Origin of the sequence: Sorangium sp. So ce834, from assembly GCF_051521425.1 — a bacterium.
GTDB lineage: Bacteria > Myxococcota_A > Polyangia > Polyangiales > Polyangiaceae > Sorangium > Sorangium cellulosum_D.
The window spans coordinates 8,915,365-8,931,840 of record NZ_CP150351.1 but is presented as its reverse complement, the minus strand read 5'-3'; the positions used below and the strand labels follow the sequence as shown (position 1 = coordinate 8,931,840).

At 72.2% G+C, this 16,476-nt stretch carries 11 protein-coding genes; 4 read left to right on the top strand and 7 right to left on the bottom strand.

Features of this window, described 5'->3' with window-relative positions; genetic code table 11:
* The first annotated feature begins 443 nt into the window (after positions 1–443).
* Positions 444–671, top strand: coding sequence for a hypothetical protein (locus WMF20_RS32450; RefSeq protein ID WP_437605733.1), 228 nt, complete (start codon positions 444–446; stop codon positions 669–671).
* Between the two features lie 72 nt (positions 672–743).
* Here the strand turns inward: WMF20_RS32450 and WMF20_RS32445 are convergent, their stop codons facing one another.
* The 3 genes from WMF20_RS32445 to WMF20_RS32435 all read right to left on the bottom strand — a co-directional run bounded on the left by WMF20_RS32445 (position 744) and on the right by WMF20_RS32435 (position 4,670).
* Entirely contained in the window at positions 744–2,060 is a 1,317-nt protein-coding gene (locus WMF20_RS32445; RefSeq protein WP_437617196.1) for an MFS transporter, read from the bottom strand.
* Between the two features lie 355 nt (positions 2,061–2,415).
* Positions 2,416–3,159, bottom strand: a complete 744-nt coding sequence (locus WMF20_RS32440; protein ID WP_437605732.1) for a hypothetical protein — start codon at positions 3,157–3,159, stop codon at positions 2,416–2,418.
* A 191-nt stretch (positions 3,160–3,350) separates the two neighbouring features.
* Positions 3,351–4,670 carry an RNA polymerase sigma factor gene (locus WMF20_RS32435; protein ID WP_437605731.1) on the bottom strand — a complete coding sequence of 440 codons (1,320 nt, stop codon included), beginning with the start codon at positions 4,668–4,670 and terminating at the stop codon, positions 3,351–3,353.
* 300 nt (positions 4,671–4,970) lie between these two features.
* Between WMF20_RS32435 and WMF20_RS32430 the strand changes: the two genes are divergently transcribed.
* Complete coding sequence (locus tag WMF20_RS32430) at positions 4,971–5,957, top strand: hypothetical protein (RefSeq protein ID WP_437605730.1); 987 nt, start codon at positions 4,971–4,973, stop codon at positions 5,955–5,957.
* Between the two features lie 32 nt (positions 5,958–5,989).
* Complete coding sequence (locus WMF20_RS32425) at positions 5,990–7,105, top strand: hypothetical protein (protein WP_437605729.1); 1,116 nt, start codon at positions 5,990–5,992, stop codon at positions 7,103–7,105.
* A 735-nt stretch (positions 7,106–7,840) separates the two neighbouring features.
* Here WMF20_RS32425 and WMF20_RS32420 read toward each other — a convergent pair.
* Positions 7,841–8,515: a hypothetical protein gene (locus tag WMF20_RS32420; protein ID WP_437605728.1), complete on the bottom strand. Its 675-nt coding sequence runs from the start codon at positions 8,513–8,515 to the stop codon at positions 7,841–7,843.
* Between the two features lie 5 nt (positions 8,516–8,520).
* Complete coding sequence (locus WMF20_RS32415; RefSeq protein ID WP_437605727.1) at positions 8,521–9,531, bottom strand: hypothetical protein; 1,011 nt, start codon at positions 9,529–9,531, stop codon at positions 8,521–8,523.
* 485 nt (positions 9,532–10,016) lie between these two features.
* Here WMF20_RS32415 and WMF20_RS32410 point away from each other — a divergent pair, with 485 nt between their 5' ends.
* Positions 10,017–11,357: a PAS domain-containing protein gene (locus tag WMF20_RS32410; protein WP_437605726.1), complete on the top strand. Its 1,341-nt coding sequence runs from the start codon at positions 10,017–10,019 to the stop codon at positions 11,355–11,357.
* 133 nt (positions 11,358–11,490) lie between these two features.
* Here the strand turns inward: WMF20_RS32410 and WMF20_RS32405 are convergent, their stop codons facing one another.
* Positions 11,491–13,455 (bottom strand): hypothetical protein, encoded by a 1,965-nt coding sequence (locus WMF20_RS32405; RefSeq protein WP_437605725.1) that lies wholly within the window; start codon positions 13,453–13,455, stop codon positions 11,491–11,493.
* 195 nt (positions 13,456–13,650) lie between these two features.
* Positions 13,651–16,470: a cation-translocating P-type ATPase gene (locus tag WMF20_RS32400; RefSeq protein ID WP_437605724.1), complete on the bottom strand. Its 2,820-nt coding sequence runs from the start codon at positions 16,468–16,470 to the stop codon at positions 13,651–13,653.
* Between the last annotated feature and the right edge of the window lie 6 nt (positions 16,471–16,476).

The following is a 16,476-nucleotide window of genomic DNA, read 5'->3' as shown; positions in this document are numbered from 1 at the left end:
AATCGCGCTCCGCTGCTGCTGCCTGAATGTCTCAGCCGAGGAGCGCGACCCTCACCTTCCCAGGCGACCGTGAACGCCCTGACGAGACCGTCGACAGCGTGTTTGTCCGCATGCTTCTGGCCGGGCGAGGCGCGATTCGTCGCGGGCCCTGCGTTGCCCTCTTGACGGGGCGGAGGCGTATGCCATGGCCGCAGCGTAAAACGTCCGCGCCGTGAGCCGTCAGGTTGTTTCACTGTGAATAACCTGTGATTCGCATCCTCTACCAGCGGGCTCGCCGCAGGACGCCGCGGCGCTCGCCGGGAACTACCCGTACGGCGAACGAAGGCTCCTGTGCGGAAAACGCAGAAGAGTGCAGGGGCCCGCCAGGCGCTCGTTGCCTGAGGGGGGCGACTCGATTGTCTGTTTCCCTTTGCGTTCAGGGGGAACGCGCCAGATGAGCCGCCTTGCGTCGTAGCCGAGGAGATCGCATAAAGAAAACGAATTACATCAAGATCGCCTCCCTTGTTCCCGCCGTCTGCGCCAGCTTCGTCCACCTGGCCGCCGGGTGCTCCGGCGCGGTCACCGACGAGCAAGTCGGCGCGGCCGAGTCCGCGCTCGACCCCAGCCAGTGCGAGTACTTCGACGTCAACGGCACGGTCGGGCGCGGGCCGCAGCGGCTCGACCCTGCCTGAAGCGGGGAGGCCGCGGCCGGGTGCCGCCGGCGCCCACGCCCTCGGCTCTCCGGGGGACGCTCGGGGGCGAGCTCATCGCAGCACCGCCGCGCCCGCGTGGCGCCGGGCTCCAGAATGCTGTCGGCCCAGGGCAAAGGCCAGCGCGGCCGCGAGCGCGACCAGCGGGGCGACCTGCAGGGCGCCGAGGAGGCCGATCCGGTCGGCCAGGACGCCGGTCACGAGCGGCCCCGGGGCCAGGCCGAGCAGGTTGTTGGCCAGCGCCAGCGTCGCGAACGCGGTCGCGTGGACCGACGCCCGGGTCATGCCGGCGACCATGGCGCTGGCCGGGCCGGCCGTGCCCCCGGCGAACAACGTCCCGGTCCCGATGAGCACCAGCTGCATGCGGCCTGCTTCGAGCCGGAAAGCCACGCCGAGCAAGGTGCAACAGGTCAGTCCGTAGGCGAGCGCCATCCGCCACGGGCGAGCCGGCTGGCCGCGGCTCAGCCGATCGGTCAGCACACCGCAGGCGATCATGCCGGCGCCGCCGACCAGGACGAAGACGGCCGCGGCGGCGCCCGCCCGATCGACCGTCATGCCGTAATAACGGTTCAGGTAGCTGGGCATCCAGGCCAGCACGGCCCCCATGACGAACAGGTGCAGACCGCTGCCCACATAGACACAGACGATCGAGAGCGTCGGAAACAGCGCCTTCAGCATCGAGCGGAGCGCCATCGGCTGGCGCACGGGGGGCCGCGCGACGGCGGCGCGCTGGCCCTCCTCCTGCGCTGGTCGCAACCGTTGTTCGGTGATGGCGAAGCGGTAGATCGCGGCGAGGACGAGGCCGAACAGGGCCATGACGCCGAACGACCAGCGCCAGCCCAGCCTCGCCGCCACGTGGCCGCCGAGCGCCATGCCCAGCACGGCGCCGAAGGCGCCGCCGGCCAGGAAGGCGCCGCTCAGGCTGGCCCGCTGGTGGCGCGGGAACACCGACAGCACCACGGCGAGACCGACGCTGCCATAGGCGGCCTCCCCGACGCCGACCATGAAACGAGCGACGAGCATCTCGCCGAAGTCGGCCGACATCGCGCACCCCAGCGTCGCCACGCTCCACAGCGTCGCCATGAGGGTCAGGCTCCGGACGCGGCCCAGGCGATCGGCCAGCAACGACAGCGGAATGGTGAGCAGACCGACCGTCAGCGCCACGACGCCGCTCAGGGCCCCCATCTCGGTATCGGACAGGCCCCACTCCAGCTTCAGCGACGGGAAGACCGCGTTCAGGACCTGCCGCGACATGTAGTCGGACAGCAGCAGGCCGAAGCTCAAGGCAAAGACCAGCCAGGCGTAGGCGCGCGGCACGGCGGGCGTCTCGGGGAGCGCGTCCACCTCGGACTCGCGGGAATGTGGTCCCAAGAGGGTCTCCTTCGTGTGCCGAGGCGCAGCCCCCCCCGGCGCGCGGAGCGTAGCCGAGAGCGACCCGCGCGGCGACGGCGCGAGCGTGGAGGCGGCCTCGCCGGTGCTGCTCACCGCGCTGCGGGACGCTCTGGCGCGCCGTCAGCCGCTTCAAGGCTTGAGACGGCCGACCTGGCCGCCCAGCCGGCGATTTCAAGGCTTGAAACGGCTCTCCCGGCCGCCCAGCCGCCCGTCTCAAGCCTTGATCCGCCCCGCTGGGCCCCCGAGTCGGCCGTCTCAAGCCTTGAAACGGCCGACTCGGCGACCGAGTCGCCCGCTGCAAGGTTTGCATCAAGCCTTGCAGCGGGCCGTGGGCTCACGCGTCCGGCGAGGGCTCCGCCTGGCCCGCCGGCCCGGCCGCCGGCGGGGGCGGCGCGGCCGGCTGGCCGGGCGGGAGCGCGTCGCTCACGCCGCTCGTGCGGTGGATCTCGGCGAGGTCGTCGAAGATGAGCGGCAGGAGCTCGGGCTTGCCGAGGTGGGCGAGCAGCCCGCGCACGAGGTTCTTGTTGGCGGTGTAGACACCCAGCCAGGCGTCGCGCGCGGTCGACACCTCGGGGCCGAGCTCGACCCGCTCGACCCGCGTGGCGCGCTGCTGCCGCTCCACGATCCCGAGCCTCTCGTGCACCTCCCGGAGCTCGGCCAGCCACATGTCCGCGCCGCGGACCTTCTCGCGCTGCCGCTCGAGCTCGTCGGCGATGTGCCCGACCGCGGCGGTGAGCTTCGTGATCCGCCGGCGCGCGAGGACGCTCGGCATCTCGCCGCGGAAGAACACCTTGGGATCGACCGGCCTCCCTTTCAGCGAGTCGAGGTACGCGCCGAACCGCACGATGACGTCCCGCGCCTCGTCGAGCACCTCGGCGCTGTCGAGCTCCGGCGCGGGCTTGGGCTGGCGATCGAGGACGTCGGACATCGCCTGATCGGCGACGAGCTGCTTGCCGATCGCGAACTCCACCATGCCGTCGAGCGGCGGGACCTTGCCCATCAGGACCGCGGCCATCTGCTCGCGCGCGAACTTGCCGTAAATCTTCGTCTCGAAAGGATCGATGTAGGGGTCTGCCACAGGCGCCTCCTTGGGTTGAGCAAAACGGGGCCATGTTGGCAGGGCCGGCGGCCATGGCAATGCCTGGCGGGCTCGCCGGGGCGAGATGGCACGAATCGGGCGCCCTGCAGCCGAGCCGCCCATTCGCTTCTCCATCGCTGCTGATCTCTTTCACCCTCCTTGTCGCGCCATCGCGCTTCGCGCCGCGCCGCTCACCGCGAGCGCGGCGGAATGCTGCTCACCGGTCCGTGGCCGTGTCCATGGCCGTCGACGTCCGCGCGCAGCCATCGCAGGAGCTCCTCGCGGTCTCCTGCGTAGGCGCCTCGCGGGAAGTCGCGCCGGTGCCGCTCGAGCAGGCGCCGCGCATCGACGGTTCGACCGGTGGCGAGCGTCGCGATGGCCAGCCGAATCAGCCGCTGCTCGGGCGTCGATCGGGCGCCGTCGCCCCGAGCACGCGCGGACGGAGGCCGCGCGGTCGCCCGGTTGTGGCTCGCGGCCTCGAGGGCGCGAGTCACGGCGCCGGCGCCCAGGGGATTCGTGGGCACCTCCGGGCTCGGGGGGACGGGGCTGCCGTGCTGGGCTGGCCAGGCGGGAGCTGGCTTTGCGGCGTGCGGAGAGCGCAGCGCAACGGCGTGGGCGATCGGCAACGGGAAGTCGCCGCCCCCGGCCGGGGCGAGCAGGACGAGCGCGCCCGCCACGGCGCCGGGCGCGGCGCGGGCCGCCCATCGTCCGACGGCCACCGGCGTCACGGGCGCCACCGGCGACGTGCGCCGCGGCCTCGTCGCTCGGCGGGCCTCTCCGGGAGACGGCGCGCGCCGGAGAGCGCGGCGAGCCCGGTCGAGCAGCCGCCGCAGCCGACCTCGCCGCAGCGCGCCTCCATGGTGCAGCGGGCTCTCCCGCAGCGAGCCCGAGGCAGCGCGCGCCTCGCGCAGGCCGAACGCGACGGCGAGCGGCGCGAGCAGCGCCCCGCGGCCGCGGTTCCGCGCCAGCCAGCGCCGCGCGGCGGCGCCGAGGCTGAGCCGCGCGAGCCGGAGGTGGTTCCACACGGTGCTGCGCGGGAGCGCGCGCTCCTCGGCGATGTCCTGGACCGCCGCCTCCTCCAGATCGTGCGCGACAAGGATCTCGCGGCGCGCCGGAGGGACCGAGAGGAGCAGCTCCGCGAGGATCTCGCTCCGTTGCGCCTCGATCAGCCGTGTCTCGGAGTCCGGCGCATCGCTGGAGAGCTCGTCCAGCGCCTCCTCCGGCCACAGGGCCTCGTGCCGGCGATGGGCGCGCTCGCGCTCGTGAGAGACGAGGTTGAACGCGATCCGCAGGAGCCACGCGCGCACGGTGCCGAGGCGGGGATCGAACCGGGACAGCGACCGCGCGGCGCCGTGGAAGATCTCCTGGACCAGGTCGTCCCGATCCGCGCCATGGAAACCTTGCCGCTCCACGTAGCGGCGAATGGCCTCCTGGTGCTCGGCCATGATCGCCTCCAGCGTGAGCGGTGATCCCTCGGCAGCGTCGTCGGTCTCGCGAGATGGTTTCCCCATACCAACCCAGTTACGTGGCGCGCGTGTTCGACATTTGAAAAACGTCCTGCCGGACCGAACCGAACCAGGCCCGTCGTGCTCGCGTGCGCGCGCTCACTGCATCTGGCCGTGGACGAGGTGGCGGAGCATTCCGGAAGGTCACCAAAATTGCCTGACGATTGCGGCCATTTCGTCGCTCGCTCGGGGCCAACGCGGCTTGACCGCATGGAGCCTGCCACGTAGGGTGCCGGGGAAATGGGCTTTACGGGCAGGTTGCTCCTCGCGGTGGCCGCCGCATCTGCCGTGTGGAGTTTCGCGGCAGTGTCCGCCGGCGAAGATCGCCATGATGAACCGTCCGGAGCGGCCGCGGCGCGCTCCACCGACGCAGAAGAGGCCTTCGCGCGGGGCGAGAGGGCGCGGCGCGCCGGGCGGTGGGCGGAAGCCGAGGCGGCGTACCGCGCGGCGTGGCAGGCGGATCCGCGGCCGGAGCTCGCGGGGGAGCTGGGCCTCGCCGAGCTCGCGCTCGGGCGGTTCCGGGATGCGGCGGAGCACCTGGGGGCGTCGCTGCTGTATCCGGAGACGCTCGCGCCGGCGGCGCGGCGGCGCTTCTCCGAGGGGCTGCTGCGGGCGGAGCGCGAGGTCTCGTCCGCGACCGTCGCGGTGAGCCGGCCCGAGGCCGAGGTGTTCATCGACGGCCGCCGGATCGGCCGCGGACAGGCCACGTACTTCGTTTACCTGGATCCGGGGCGCCACGAGGCGCGCGGTAGGCTCGATGGATATATCGACGAGGTCTATCCGTTCGAGGCGCAGCGCGGCCGGGAGTCGATGATCGGCCTTCACCTGGAGCCCAAGCCCCCGCCGCCGGCTGCGGCGCCGGTCGCGCTGGTGCGGGCCGCTGCCGCTGCTGCGCCCGCACCGGCGAGCGGGCCGGCGGCGGGCACGGTGTTCCGCATCGGCGGGGTCGCGCTGGCGGTGGCCGGGGTCGCGCTGGGCGCTGGCCTCATGGTCGAGGCGTCGGCGCGCGGCGACGAGGCGGCGGCGCTGGAGGAGGCGATCCGGCGGCGGGGCGGGCCGGCGGCGTGCCTGTACGACGAGCACAAGGCGGCGTGCGGGGAGCTGGACGACGAGCGCCGCGCGCGCGACACGCTCGAGGCCGCAGCCTGGGCAAGCTTCGTGAGCGCCGGCGTCGTCGGCGCGGTCGCGCTCTCGTCGTTCTGGTGGGCCCCGGCGCCGGGCACGAGCGCCGTGCGCGCCGTGCCGCTCGCGACCGCGCAGGGCGGGGGCGTCCTCGTCGTCGGCGCCTGGTAGGCTGCGAGGGCGATGGTGAGGAGGGGAGGATCATGAGAGGCATGCAGGGCTTGCTGTCGGGGCTGTTGCTCCTCGGCGCGGGCGGCCTGGCGGCGGCGGGCGGATGCGGCGGCGGCGCGGAGTACGGCTGTGCGGAGGAGGTCGCCTGCGAGATCGTCAACGACGACGGCACGAGCAACGGCCACTGCTGGGGCCGGTGCGTGCCCGAGGCGCCCGAAAGCATGCCCGCGCCGGAGCTCGTCTGGACGGGGGCCGAGCCGCTGGAGCCGTCCTGCGACGATCTCGTCTGGGCCGTCCCCGGGACGGCCGGCGAGGTGGTGCAGCTCGCCTTCGAGCCCGCGAAGTTCAGGGGGCGGACGCTGCCCAGCGACCGCCACGAATGCCCCACGTGCGCGTGCTCATCGCCGTCCTGCGCGCTGCCGTCCGACGTGAGCGCGAGCTCGCTGTACATGTGCGGGGAGGGGCCCGAGGAGACATGGACGTCTTTCGCGCCCCCGGAAGGCTGGGACGGCGCGTGCGTGTCGCCGGGCTGGGTGGGGCCGGATCAGCTCGGCTCGCTCGCGATCGGTCCGACCCGCGAGGTGCCGTGCGCGCCGGTGGTCGAGGAGGCGCCGGTGCCGCGCGATGCGCTTGCGGTCGAGGTCGCGGTCGCATGCAGAAGCCGGCTGGTCCATGACCTGTGCGCGCTGCCTGGCCAGCTCTGCATGATCTATCAGCAGCAGGACCACCTGCCCGAGGGGTGGCGGCACTGCCGCCGCTTGCCGGGGGAAGACGTCCCGTGCGAGGCGCCTGCGGAGCCGGGGAATCCCTGGCCGACGTACTCGGAGAAGTTGGGGGTGTTCTACACCGAGGTGAACGACACGCGCGACTGCACGCCGTGCACCTGCAAGGCGGTCGAGGAGGGCCGGTGCGAGGCAAGGGTGTCCGCGTACCAGGACCGCGTGTGCGGCGCTCCGCTCGTCAGCGCCATACTTGTGACGGCGGGAGGGATCTGCCACGACCCTGTGCCGGGTTCCGCGCTCGGGAGCCTGAGCGCGGCGTGGCTCGTCAACGAGCCCGGGCGCTGCGTCCCGGAGGGTGGCATGGGCGTCGGCGAGCTGAAGGGCGAGGGGGCGCAGACGATCTGCTGCCTGCCCAGCGAACGATGAACCGGAGATGTCGGGACGACAACTCACCTCATGCGCATCGAGGTTCTGGGTCATGTGCTACACCGATGCCTCGTTCGGTCCTTCCGGCGCAGGCTGGGCTGTATGGGCCCGCTGCGTGGAAGGGCGCGTCGTCCGGCGTGGCGTCTGCCCGGGGTACGTGACGAGCTCGCTGGAGGCCATTTTCGCCGGCGTCTTCGTCGCATGCCGAACCTGGGGGGCGCGGATCGGCGGCGTCGTCGTGCGCACGGACTGCCAGGGGTGTAAGTGATGATCGAGCTAACGTTCAGGGTGACCCCAGACGACGGCGAGCCGCGCGATATCCTGGTTCGAATCCACGAGCCGACCCGAAACCCTCCGGAGAAAGAGTGGCCTTGGGCTGTCACTGTAGAACTCGATGGGCGTCCATTCACCACCTACGGAATGGATCCTCTCAATGCAGTCGAGCACGGAGCCCAGCACGCCGCGATCGTGTTGCGCGGGGGCCATGGCGATGCGCTCGATCCGCCCCTCGAGCCGCGAACGAAGGAGGGCGACTGAGCGACCCACGGATGCGCCAAGCCTACCCATCGCCGGGACCGAGGCGTATTCGGCTTCAGCCCCCCGGGCGCGGCTCGACGGCGGACGGCTCGCTCGGCTGGAAGAGCTCACGTGATCCGAAGGGGGGATCGCCGTCGCCTCCTCACGCTACGCGCCGCTGCCTGGCACGACTGCGGGAAGTCGCCCCGGATCGGCGGATCAACCGCCCGCGGCGAACACCTCGGCATATTTCTTTCGCAGCGGGTCTGTCACGAGCGACCGGATGCGCTCCTCGTCGAGCAGCTCCACGAGCGGGACGCGCCGGGCGTGCCACCGGCCTCCCTTGCCAAACTTCCCGGACTCGGAGAACTCGCCCTCGACCCACCTGCCCGGGAGCACCGAGCACGTATCGAGCTTGTACCAGACTCCATACCGAGCCGCGCTCCAGGAGTCCTTGAATCCGCTCCCGACGCCGGGGTGGGCGACGCCGAACCAGCATTCGGGCGTGGAACAGTCGGGCGCCTCGTCGGCCGGCGCATGGGCGGCGATCCAGACGAACGCGACGTTCAGCTCGCCTTCGTCCGCATCTTTGCCCTGCGTTGCCTTCGCCGCGTCGTCCTCGTCGTCGCCTCCGCTCTCTGCGGCGATATCGCGATAAAAACGACCGATCCATTTCGGCACCCAGTCCTGGGGCGCCTTGAGCTTGTCGGCCGGGTACCGCACGATATAGCCATCCATGTGCGGCTCGAGCTTCACGGGGCCATGCGCGTCCGCGAGCTGCTCGTCGACGATGCCGTAGAACGCGACGATCTCCTTGTGAAACTCCGCCAGGACCTCGTGCGCCTCGGTCACGGAGCGCATCGCTTGCTGGATCTTCTCCGGCTCGACACCCATGCTGATCACCTCCTCCTCGGCACGCTGCCGCGTTGATCTCGCTGCCGCCAGATCGCGCCAGGCCATGATGCCAGCGGTCGCGGGCGGAGCGCCGCGAACCCGCGCGGCCCGACCCGTCCGGCAACGGAGGCCAACCAGCGGAGCTTCGGCCAGGGAGTGGCCGCGCAGGCGAAGCTCCAGAGCGAGCGGGCGCGCGGGCGGGGACGTCGCCACAGGGGATGGCCGAGCCGCTGGAACAGCGTTGCCTCAAGCCTCGTGAACCCGTGAAAGTCCGGGCGGAGCAGCCCCCGCATCTGGAGCAGCGCCAGCACGTCAGCGAGCAGGTTCTCCTCGTGCGGAGCGGCCGCGTTGCGCTGGAAGGCCGCTCGCAACAGCTTGCCCACCGACGACCACGACATCCAGCGCACGTTCGCCCTGACCTCCGAGGCCCGTGGCCAGTCCGCGACCGGCCCGAGCATCGTCGCCGCGGTGAAGTACGAGGCGACGGCCTCGGCCAGCGGCACGACGGGGCCCCTGGCGAGGCGGCCCTCCTCGACGCGGAAGCCCTGAAGGTGAGGCGCGGTCGCGCCGGGCGTGACGCAGAGAAGGCGCCATGGCCGCCCGCTCGCGCGCTGGTGGGCCACGATCGACTCCTTGGGGAGCTGCATCGGATCCGCGCCCAGAGGTGCGCCGAGCTTGACCTCGACGAGCACGAGCGCCGCGCGGCCCTCGAGCACCACGTCCGGCTCACAGCCGACGTCCCGGAGCTCACAATCTCCGAGCGCCACGATCGACGCGACGTTCGACGGCCAGGCGGTCAACCGGGGGGAGTGCGCGGGATCGAGCCTCAAATCGAGGTGCTCGAGCAAGGGGAGCACGCCGAGCTCCGGGCGGAGGTACCGGAGCGCGCCGAAGACGTTGGACGTGAGCACGTCTTCCATGGCGCTCGCGGCCTCCAGGCGGACGCCGTCGCTGCTGCCGCACGCCGCACAGGCAAACGTGCCCTTCAGCTTTCCCTGGATCTCGGCCAGCAACATTGTTCCTCGTGGGGCGCTTCCGTGCCGCGGCCGCTCGCGCGGCGGTCCGCCGCCGCTAGCGTGTACCACGAGTTCGCCTGGATCTTGCCGCAGAGGCGCGCAGGGAGGCGTCCGTGAACCCCGTCGCGCGCCGAGCCCGCGGCGGCACGGGCGCCGCTGAAGCGAATGCCGAACGAGATGAACCGGGCGAGGCGGACCGTCGGTGATGCGCGGGGCGGCGAGAGGCCCCGCCCGCCAGGCGCGGGCGAGCCTCCGCCGCGCCTACATCGGGCGCACGCGGGTTCCCTTGCGCGCGTCAGAGCACAGGTCCACGCAGGTTTGAGCGCCGCCACGCACCAGCCGCAACAGCCGAGCACTGGATCAAATCGGCTTGGCAATGCTGGACGGACCATGTAAGGGTCCGGCATATCATCATGAGTACACTTGACGTGAGCGCGACGGCCATGGTCGAGCTGACAGTGTAGGCACGATGACCCGGGGGGCGCGTGGATATCGAGGGAACGCAGGCTGAGCTGGAGCGGCTCCGCCGTGAGATCAAGGCGCTGGAGCAGCGCGCCCAGGCCGCGGAGGCGCAGGCGGCCCTGTACCAGGGCGTCTTCGAGCATCTGCCCGTCCCGTCGGCTCTCTACCGCGCCGACGGCGTCCTGGCGGACATCAACCGCCGGAACCGCGAGATGCTGGCCGTGCCGTCGAAGGAAGCCATGGTCGGCAAGCACAACATGTACGAGGATCCGGTGGCCGTGGCGGGCGGATACACCGCCCATTTCGATCGGGTGCTCCAGAGCGGCGAATGCGTGATCATGGCGCCGACCCCGTACGACACGGCCGACGCCGGCCTGGAGCGCGCCGAGGACCGCACCGTCTGGACCGAGACCAGGATGTCGCGGGCCGACGTGGGCGGCGCGCGCTACGTGATCGGGATCAACCTCGACGTGACGGACAGGATGCGCGCCGAGAAGGCGTACCAGGACGGCGCGGCATTTGTCACCGCAATCGTCGAGCACGCGCCCAGCGCCGTCTACGTCAAGGGTCTGGACGGCCGCTACGCGCTCGTCAACAGGCACTTCGAGCGGCTCATGGGCCTCTCCCGCGAGGCGGTGCTCGGGCGCGCCGCGCGCGACGTCGTGCCCTCGGAGCTCGCCGAGCGTCTCGAGCAGTCGGAGCGGCAGGTCATCGCGACGGAGGCGCCGCTCGTCGTGGAGGAGCAGCTCCTGATCGAGGGCCGCACCCATTACTTCGTGACCACGAGGTTCCCGCTGCTCGATTCACGAGGGAGGCTGTATGCGGTGTGCGGCATCTCCGTGGAGGTCACCGAGAGCCGAGCGGCCGAGGCCGAGGCTCAGCGGCTCCAGGACGAGATCATCCGCCTGCAGGAGGCCAGGCTGCGCGCCCTCTCCACGCCGCTGCTGCCGATCGCGCGCGGCGTGGTGGTGATGCCGCTCGTCGGCAACATCGACGCGCCCCGGGCGCAGCAGGTGCTCGAGACCCTGCTGGAAGGCATCGTCGCCCATCAGGCCTCCATGGTGATCCTCGACGTTACAGGCGTGCCGACCATCGACACCCAGGTCGCCAGCGCGCTGGTGCGGACGGCGCGGGCGGTGAACCTGCTCGGCGCGCAGGTGCTCGTGACGGGGATCCAGCCCGCGATCGCGCGGGCGCTCGTGGAGCTCGGGGCGGATCTGGGCGGGATCCTGGTGCGGTCCACGCTCGATTCGGGCATCGCGTACGCCCTCGCGCCCGGCTCCGGGCGCGTGAGCGGGCAAGCCCGCGAGCTGTCGAGCGGAGGCGACCCCTTCGATCGACGACTCGAGCGCCGATCGCGCTGATCGAGCGAGAGATGAACCGCCGAGGCGGATGCGCCGGTCGCATCCACCGCGGCAGTTACCCTCCGCAGCCGGCGCGGCGCGCGCATCCCGAAGGGCGATGGGGGCATGCGACCCCGCGAGGCCCGCTGCCCGCCTACTTGGCGAAGGCCGACCCATTCCAGACGTACCGCGCCGGCTGCGCTCCCCCCCACGGCAGGAGCAGCGGCTCGAAGCCGCCGACAGGGCCCTTGTCCTGGTTGAACGGATACGTCTGCTCCGTCCACTCGACGGCCCGCCCGGGGGCGAGCTCGATCCCCACCTTGTCGCCCGCGCGCACGAACTTGAGCTCGCCGACGATCTTCTTGTCGCCGATGCTGCGCCCGACCTCGGCCGCGAACACCCGCTGGATGCTGTCGCCATCGAGCCGGAAGACGAGCACCACGTCGCGGTCCACCGTCGCGCCGCCCGCCTCCTTGGGCGCCGCCGCGCGGACGGTGCCGTGGACGATGATCTCCGCCTTGCCGTCGCCGGTGAGATCGAGCGCGCGCACCGAGCGGATGTCGGCCGGAGAGGCGAACTGCGCCAGCGTCATGAACGCGTACCCCGTGCCGCCCCGGAAGCCCTTGCCGAACACCACGAGGTCGCGGTCGTGCAGGAGCACCCGCTCGGGCTCGCGACCCCCGGCCACGTCGGCGCCGAGATCGAACCGCGGCTTGCTCGACGAGGCGCCGCGGTCGCGCCGGTAAAGCGCGTACACCTTGTCGAGCATCTCGGCCGGCGACAGCCCGGCCGGCTTCGCCGCGCCCCGCGGCTCCTCGGCCCTCGCCGCCGCCGGGCGCGCGCCCGCGGCCGGCGCCTGCCGCTCCTCGCTCGCCTTCGTGAACACCCCCCCATTCAGCTTGTAGAGCTGCGACTTGATCGACCCCCACGGCAAGAGCAGCGGGTCGTACGTCTGCTCCACCGCCTCCGCGTAGTTGCTCGCGTCGTACCGGGTCGCCTTGCCCGGCTCGATGCGGATCGCCATCTTCCCCCCGTCGGGAACGAGCTCGACGTCGTTGACGACCGAGCCCTTCTCCGTCGAGATCGCGATCTCGTGCTGGAAGATCGGCCTCGGCGTGTCGCCGGCGCCGAACTGCAGCACGTGAATCACCTCGCGGTACTTGGCGCCGCTGCCGGTGCGCTTCCTCAGGATGAGCTCGGCCTGGCCGTCGCCCGTCAGGTCGCGCGCCGTGAGCGACGGGACCATCCCCTCGCTGGCGTCGACCCCGAGGTCCTCGAAGTAGTACTGCGCGCCCTTCCGGAACCCGGGGCCGAGGACGACCAGGTACCGCTCGTACACGGTCACCCGCTCCCGCATCGCGTCGCCGGCGACGTCGGCGACGAGGTCGTACTTCGGGGCGCTGCGGATGCCCTTGCTCCTCAGCAGGCCGTCGATGACCGCGAGCTCGGGCTCGGTCGCGAGCGGCGACAGCGACGCGTACGCCTCCGAGGCGGCGCTGCCGACGATCGCGTCGACCCCGCCGGCGCCGTCGGCGTCGTGGACGAAGAGCCCCGCCCGCAGCCCGACCCTGGTCGTCGCCGCCTCGGGGAACGCCGACCAGGGGACGCTCGCCTCGAGCGTGTACCCGCCGGCCCGCGGCGCCTCGATGACCTTCGCCCCCGCCGCCTCCTTGCCGCCCGGCAGCTTCACGATGCCCCGGGTCTTGCCCGGCTGGCCCGGGTAGAGCGAGACCTCCTGGACCTTCCCGCCCGGGAAGCCGAGGACGAGCTTCACGTGGTCCGCGCCGCCGCGCAGCGCGTCATCGGTCACGTCGGCGGCCACGTAGACCCGCGCGTCGTCGTAGGCGATGGCCACCTGCGCGGCGAGGTCGGCCTTGCTCGGCTTGCCCTTCACCTTGACGCCGAGGGTCGTGAGCGCCACCGGCCACTCCTTCGGGACCCCGTCCAGCTTGAGCCACTTCGACTCGACCAGCGGCGCCGCGATCGGCGCGCCGGTGGCGAGGGCGGGGGAGGGCGCCGCGGCCGCGAGGGCGGCGAGGGCGGCCGGCGCGAGCGCGGCGAGGCGGGAACCGAGGGCAGGCGCCCCCGGCACACGGAGGAAAGGTGTTCTACGTCTCATAAGCTCGGGTTTGGACGCCTCTCCGCGCCCGCTTGTTCTTACCACGAGCACTTTGTTTCCGGATCGCTCCGCGCGCGGGCCCGCGGCCGCTGCAGCCAGGCGAGCCAGCTCCGCCGGCGCGCGAAAGCAGCGCCCCGCCGCGGCCGAGGGCGGCGGCGGGGGAGGGGGCCGGCGGCGCCGGCCCAGGTCGGCGGATCAGCGGGGGCCGGCGGAGGCGGCGAGGCGGGCGGGGCCGGCGTCGACGGGCCGGATCCGGCGGTACACGAGCTTCGCGATCTCGACCGCCGGCACGATGAGCGCCGAGAGCAGGAGCAGGAGCATCCACTCGTTCGGCGACATCTCGTAGGTGCGGAAGACCGGGCGCAGCGCGGGCACGAGCAGCGCGATCAGGTGGATCGCCGCGCTGGCCGCCACCGCCACGAGGAGCGGGAGGCTGACGAGCGGCTTCGACGCGAAGATCGAGATCACCGGGCTCCGGCAGCTCCAGGCGTGGAAGAGCGGCGACAGCGCGAGCAGCGAGAAGGCGACGGCGCGCGTGCGGAGCAGCGCCTCCTCGGTCTGCTCCGACGTGGCGTAGAGCGCCACGGCCGCGAGCCCCATGAACGCGCCGACGTACAGGATCCCGAGGTAGTCGCGCTTGACGAGCAGGCCCTCGTCGCGCGGCCGCGGCGCCTCGGACATGAGCTGCGGATCCGGCGGATCGATGCCGAGCGCGAGCGCCGGCAGGCCGTTCGTCACGAGGTTGATCCAGAGGATCATGAGCGGCGTCAGCGGGGGCCACTTGCCGAAGAACGAGACCACGAACACGGCCACGAGCAGGCCCATGTTCGACGAGAGGAGGAAGAAGATGAACTTCTGGATGTTGCGGTAGATGGCGCGCCCCTCGCGCACCGCCTCGACGATGGTCGCGAAGTTGTCGTCCGCGAGCACGAGGTCCGCCGCCTGCCGCGCCACGTCCGTGCCGCCGCGCCCCATCGCCACGCCGATGTGCGCCTCGCGGAGCGCGGGCGCGTCGTTCACGCCGTCGCCCGTCATCGCCACGATGTGGCCGTGCGCCTTGAACGCCCGCACGAGCCGGAGCTTCTGCTCCGCCGTCGTCCGGGCGAAGACGCGCAGGTGCATGATCCGCCGCGCGAGCTCCTCGTCGCTCATCGCCGCGAGCTCCGCGCCGCTGAGCGCCTCGTCGCCCTCGTCCCAGAGCCCGATCTCCTTGGCGATCGCCGTCGCGGTGAGCCGGTGGTCGCCCGTGATCATGACGGCGCGGATGCCGGCGCGGCGGCACTCGGCCACCGCCTCCTTCACCCCCTGCCGCGGCGGGTCCATCATCCCGACCAGGCCGAGGAACGTGAGCTCGCGCTCGATGTCGTCCTCGTCGTGGCTGACCCGCACGCGGCGGCAGATCGCGAGCACGCGCAGCGCGCCCTCGCTCATGCGATCGGCCTCGGCGATGATCGCGCGCCGGTCGTCGTCGGTCAGCGCCCGCACGCTCTTGTCGTCCGCGAACTTCACGCAGAGCGGCAGGAGCACGTCGACGCTCCCCTTCACGTGCGCGATCTCCCGGCCGCGCTCGTCCCGCGTGATCACCGTCATCCGCTTGCGGTCGCTGTCGAAGGGCAGCTCGTGCACGAACGCGTGCGACGGCGCCACCGACTCGCGCGACTGGCCGCCCTTCGCGGCCAGCGTGAGCAGCGCCCCCTCGGTCGGGTCGCCGACGATGTTCCAGCGGCACGTCGCCTGGTCCTCGTTCAGCGAGGCGTTGTTGCAGAGCGCGACCGTCGCGAGCAGGTAGCTGAGGGGCGCCGACAGATCGACGACCTCCGCGCCGGCCTCGTCGCGCAGCGCGCCGGCCGGGTTGTACCCCTCGCCGGTCACGGTGTAGCGGTGGCCGCCCGCGTACACGTTGCGCACGGTCATCTCGTTCTGGGTGAGCGTGCCCGTCTTGTCCGACGCGATGATCGTCGCGGCGCCGAGCGTCTCGACCGCGGGCAGCTTGCGCACGATCGCGCCGCGCTTCGCCATGCGCTGCATCCCGAGCGCGAGCGTGATCGTCGTGATCGCGGGCAGCCCCTCGGGGATGGCGGCCACGGCGAGGCTCACGCCCTCGAGCAGGAGCTCGTGCCACGGGCGCCCGCCCCGGATGAACCCCCAGCCGAGGAGCACCGCGGAGAGCGCCAGGCACACCCGCAGGATCACCGCGCCGAAGCGGTCGAGGCGCTCCTCGAGGGGCGTCTTCTGCTCGCCGACCGAGCGGATCATCTCGCCGATGCGGCCGAGCTCGGTGTTCACGCCGGTCGCGGTCACGACCGCGCGCCCCTTGCCGCGCACGACGCTCGTGCCGGTGAAGACCATCGTCACGCGGTCGCCGAGCGGCGCGTCGCGCGCGACCGGGGCGAGGGCGTCCTTCACCGCGGCCGCGCTCTCGCCCGTCAGCGCCGCCTCCTCGGTCGCGAGGCTGATCGTCTGCACGAGCCGCGCGTCGGCCGGGACGGCGTCGCCCGCCTCGAGCTCGAGGATGTCGCCGGGCGCGACGTCCTCGGCCGCGATGACCACGGTCTTGCCGCCGCGGCGCACGCGCGCGTTCGGCGCGCTGAGCTTCTGGAGCGCCTCGAGGGCCGCCTCCGCGCGCCGCTCCTGGTAGTAGCCGAGGAACGCGTTCAGGATGACGATGAGCAGGATGGCGATCGCGTCGCCGAACCTGTGGAGGAAGCTCTCGTGCTTGTCGGCGGTGAAGCCGACGACCACGGCGATCGTCGCCGCGGCGAGCAGCGTGAGGACGAGCGGGTTCGCGAACTGCTCGAGGATCCGGACGAGGTCGCTCTTCTTCTTCGTCTCGGGCAGGCGGTTCTTCCCGTGCTCCGCGAGGCGCTTCTGCGCTTCGGCCTCGGAGAGGCCGCCGGACGAGCTGACGCCGACGCGCTCGAGGAAGGCGCCGACCTCTTCGGCGTGTACGGGGATGGGGGCGGCGGGGGCGGCGTTCGGTTCGGTCCGGCGGAGCGCCGTAACGGCTTGGCTCATGGGCGG

Bases quoted from the DNA above. Each gene is read 5' to 3' on its own strand.
- WMF20_RS32435 (WP_437605731.1), bottom strand. From the start codon at position 4,670: ATGGGGAAACCATCTCGCGAGACCGACGACGCTGCCGAGGGATCACCG.
- WMF20_RS32425 (WP_437605729.1), top strand. From the start codon at position 5,990: ATGAGAGGCATGCAGGGCTTGCTGTCGGGGCTGTTGCTCCTCGGCGCG.
- WMF20_RS32420 (WP_437605728.1), bottom strand. From the start codon at position 8,515: ATGGGTGTCGAGCCGGAGAAGATCCAGCAAGCGATGCGCTCCGTGACC.
- WMF20_RS32415 (WP_437605727.1), bottom strand. From the start codon at position 9,531: ATGTTGCTGGCCGAGATCCAGGGAAAGCTGAAGGGCACGTTTGCCTGT.
- WMF20_RS32405 (WP_437605725.1), bottom strand. From the start codon at position 13,455: ATGAGACGTAGAACACCTTTCCTCCGTGTGCCGGGGGCGCCTGCCCTC.
- WMF20_RS32400 (WP_437605724.1), bottom strand. From the start codon at position 16,470: ATGAGCCAAGCCGTTACGGCGCTCCGCCGGACCGAACCGAACGCCGCC.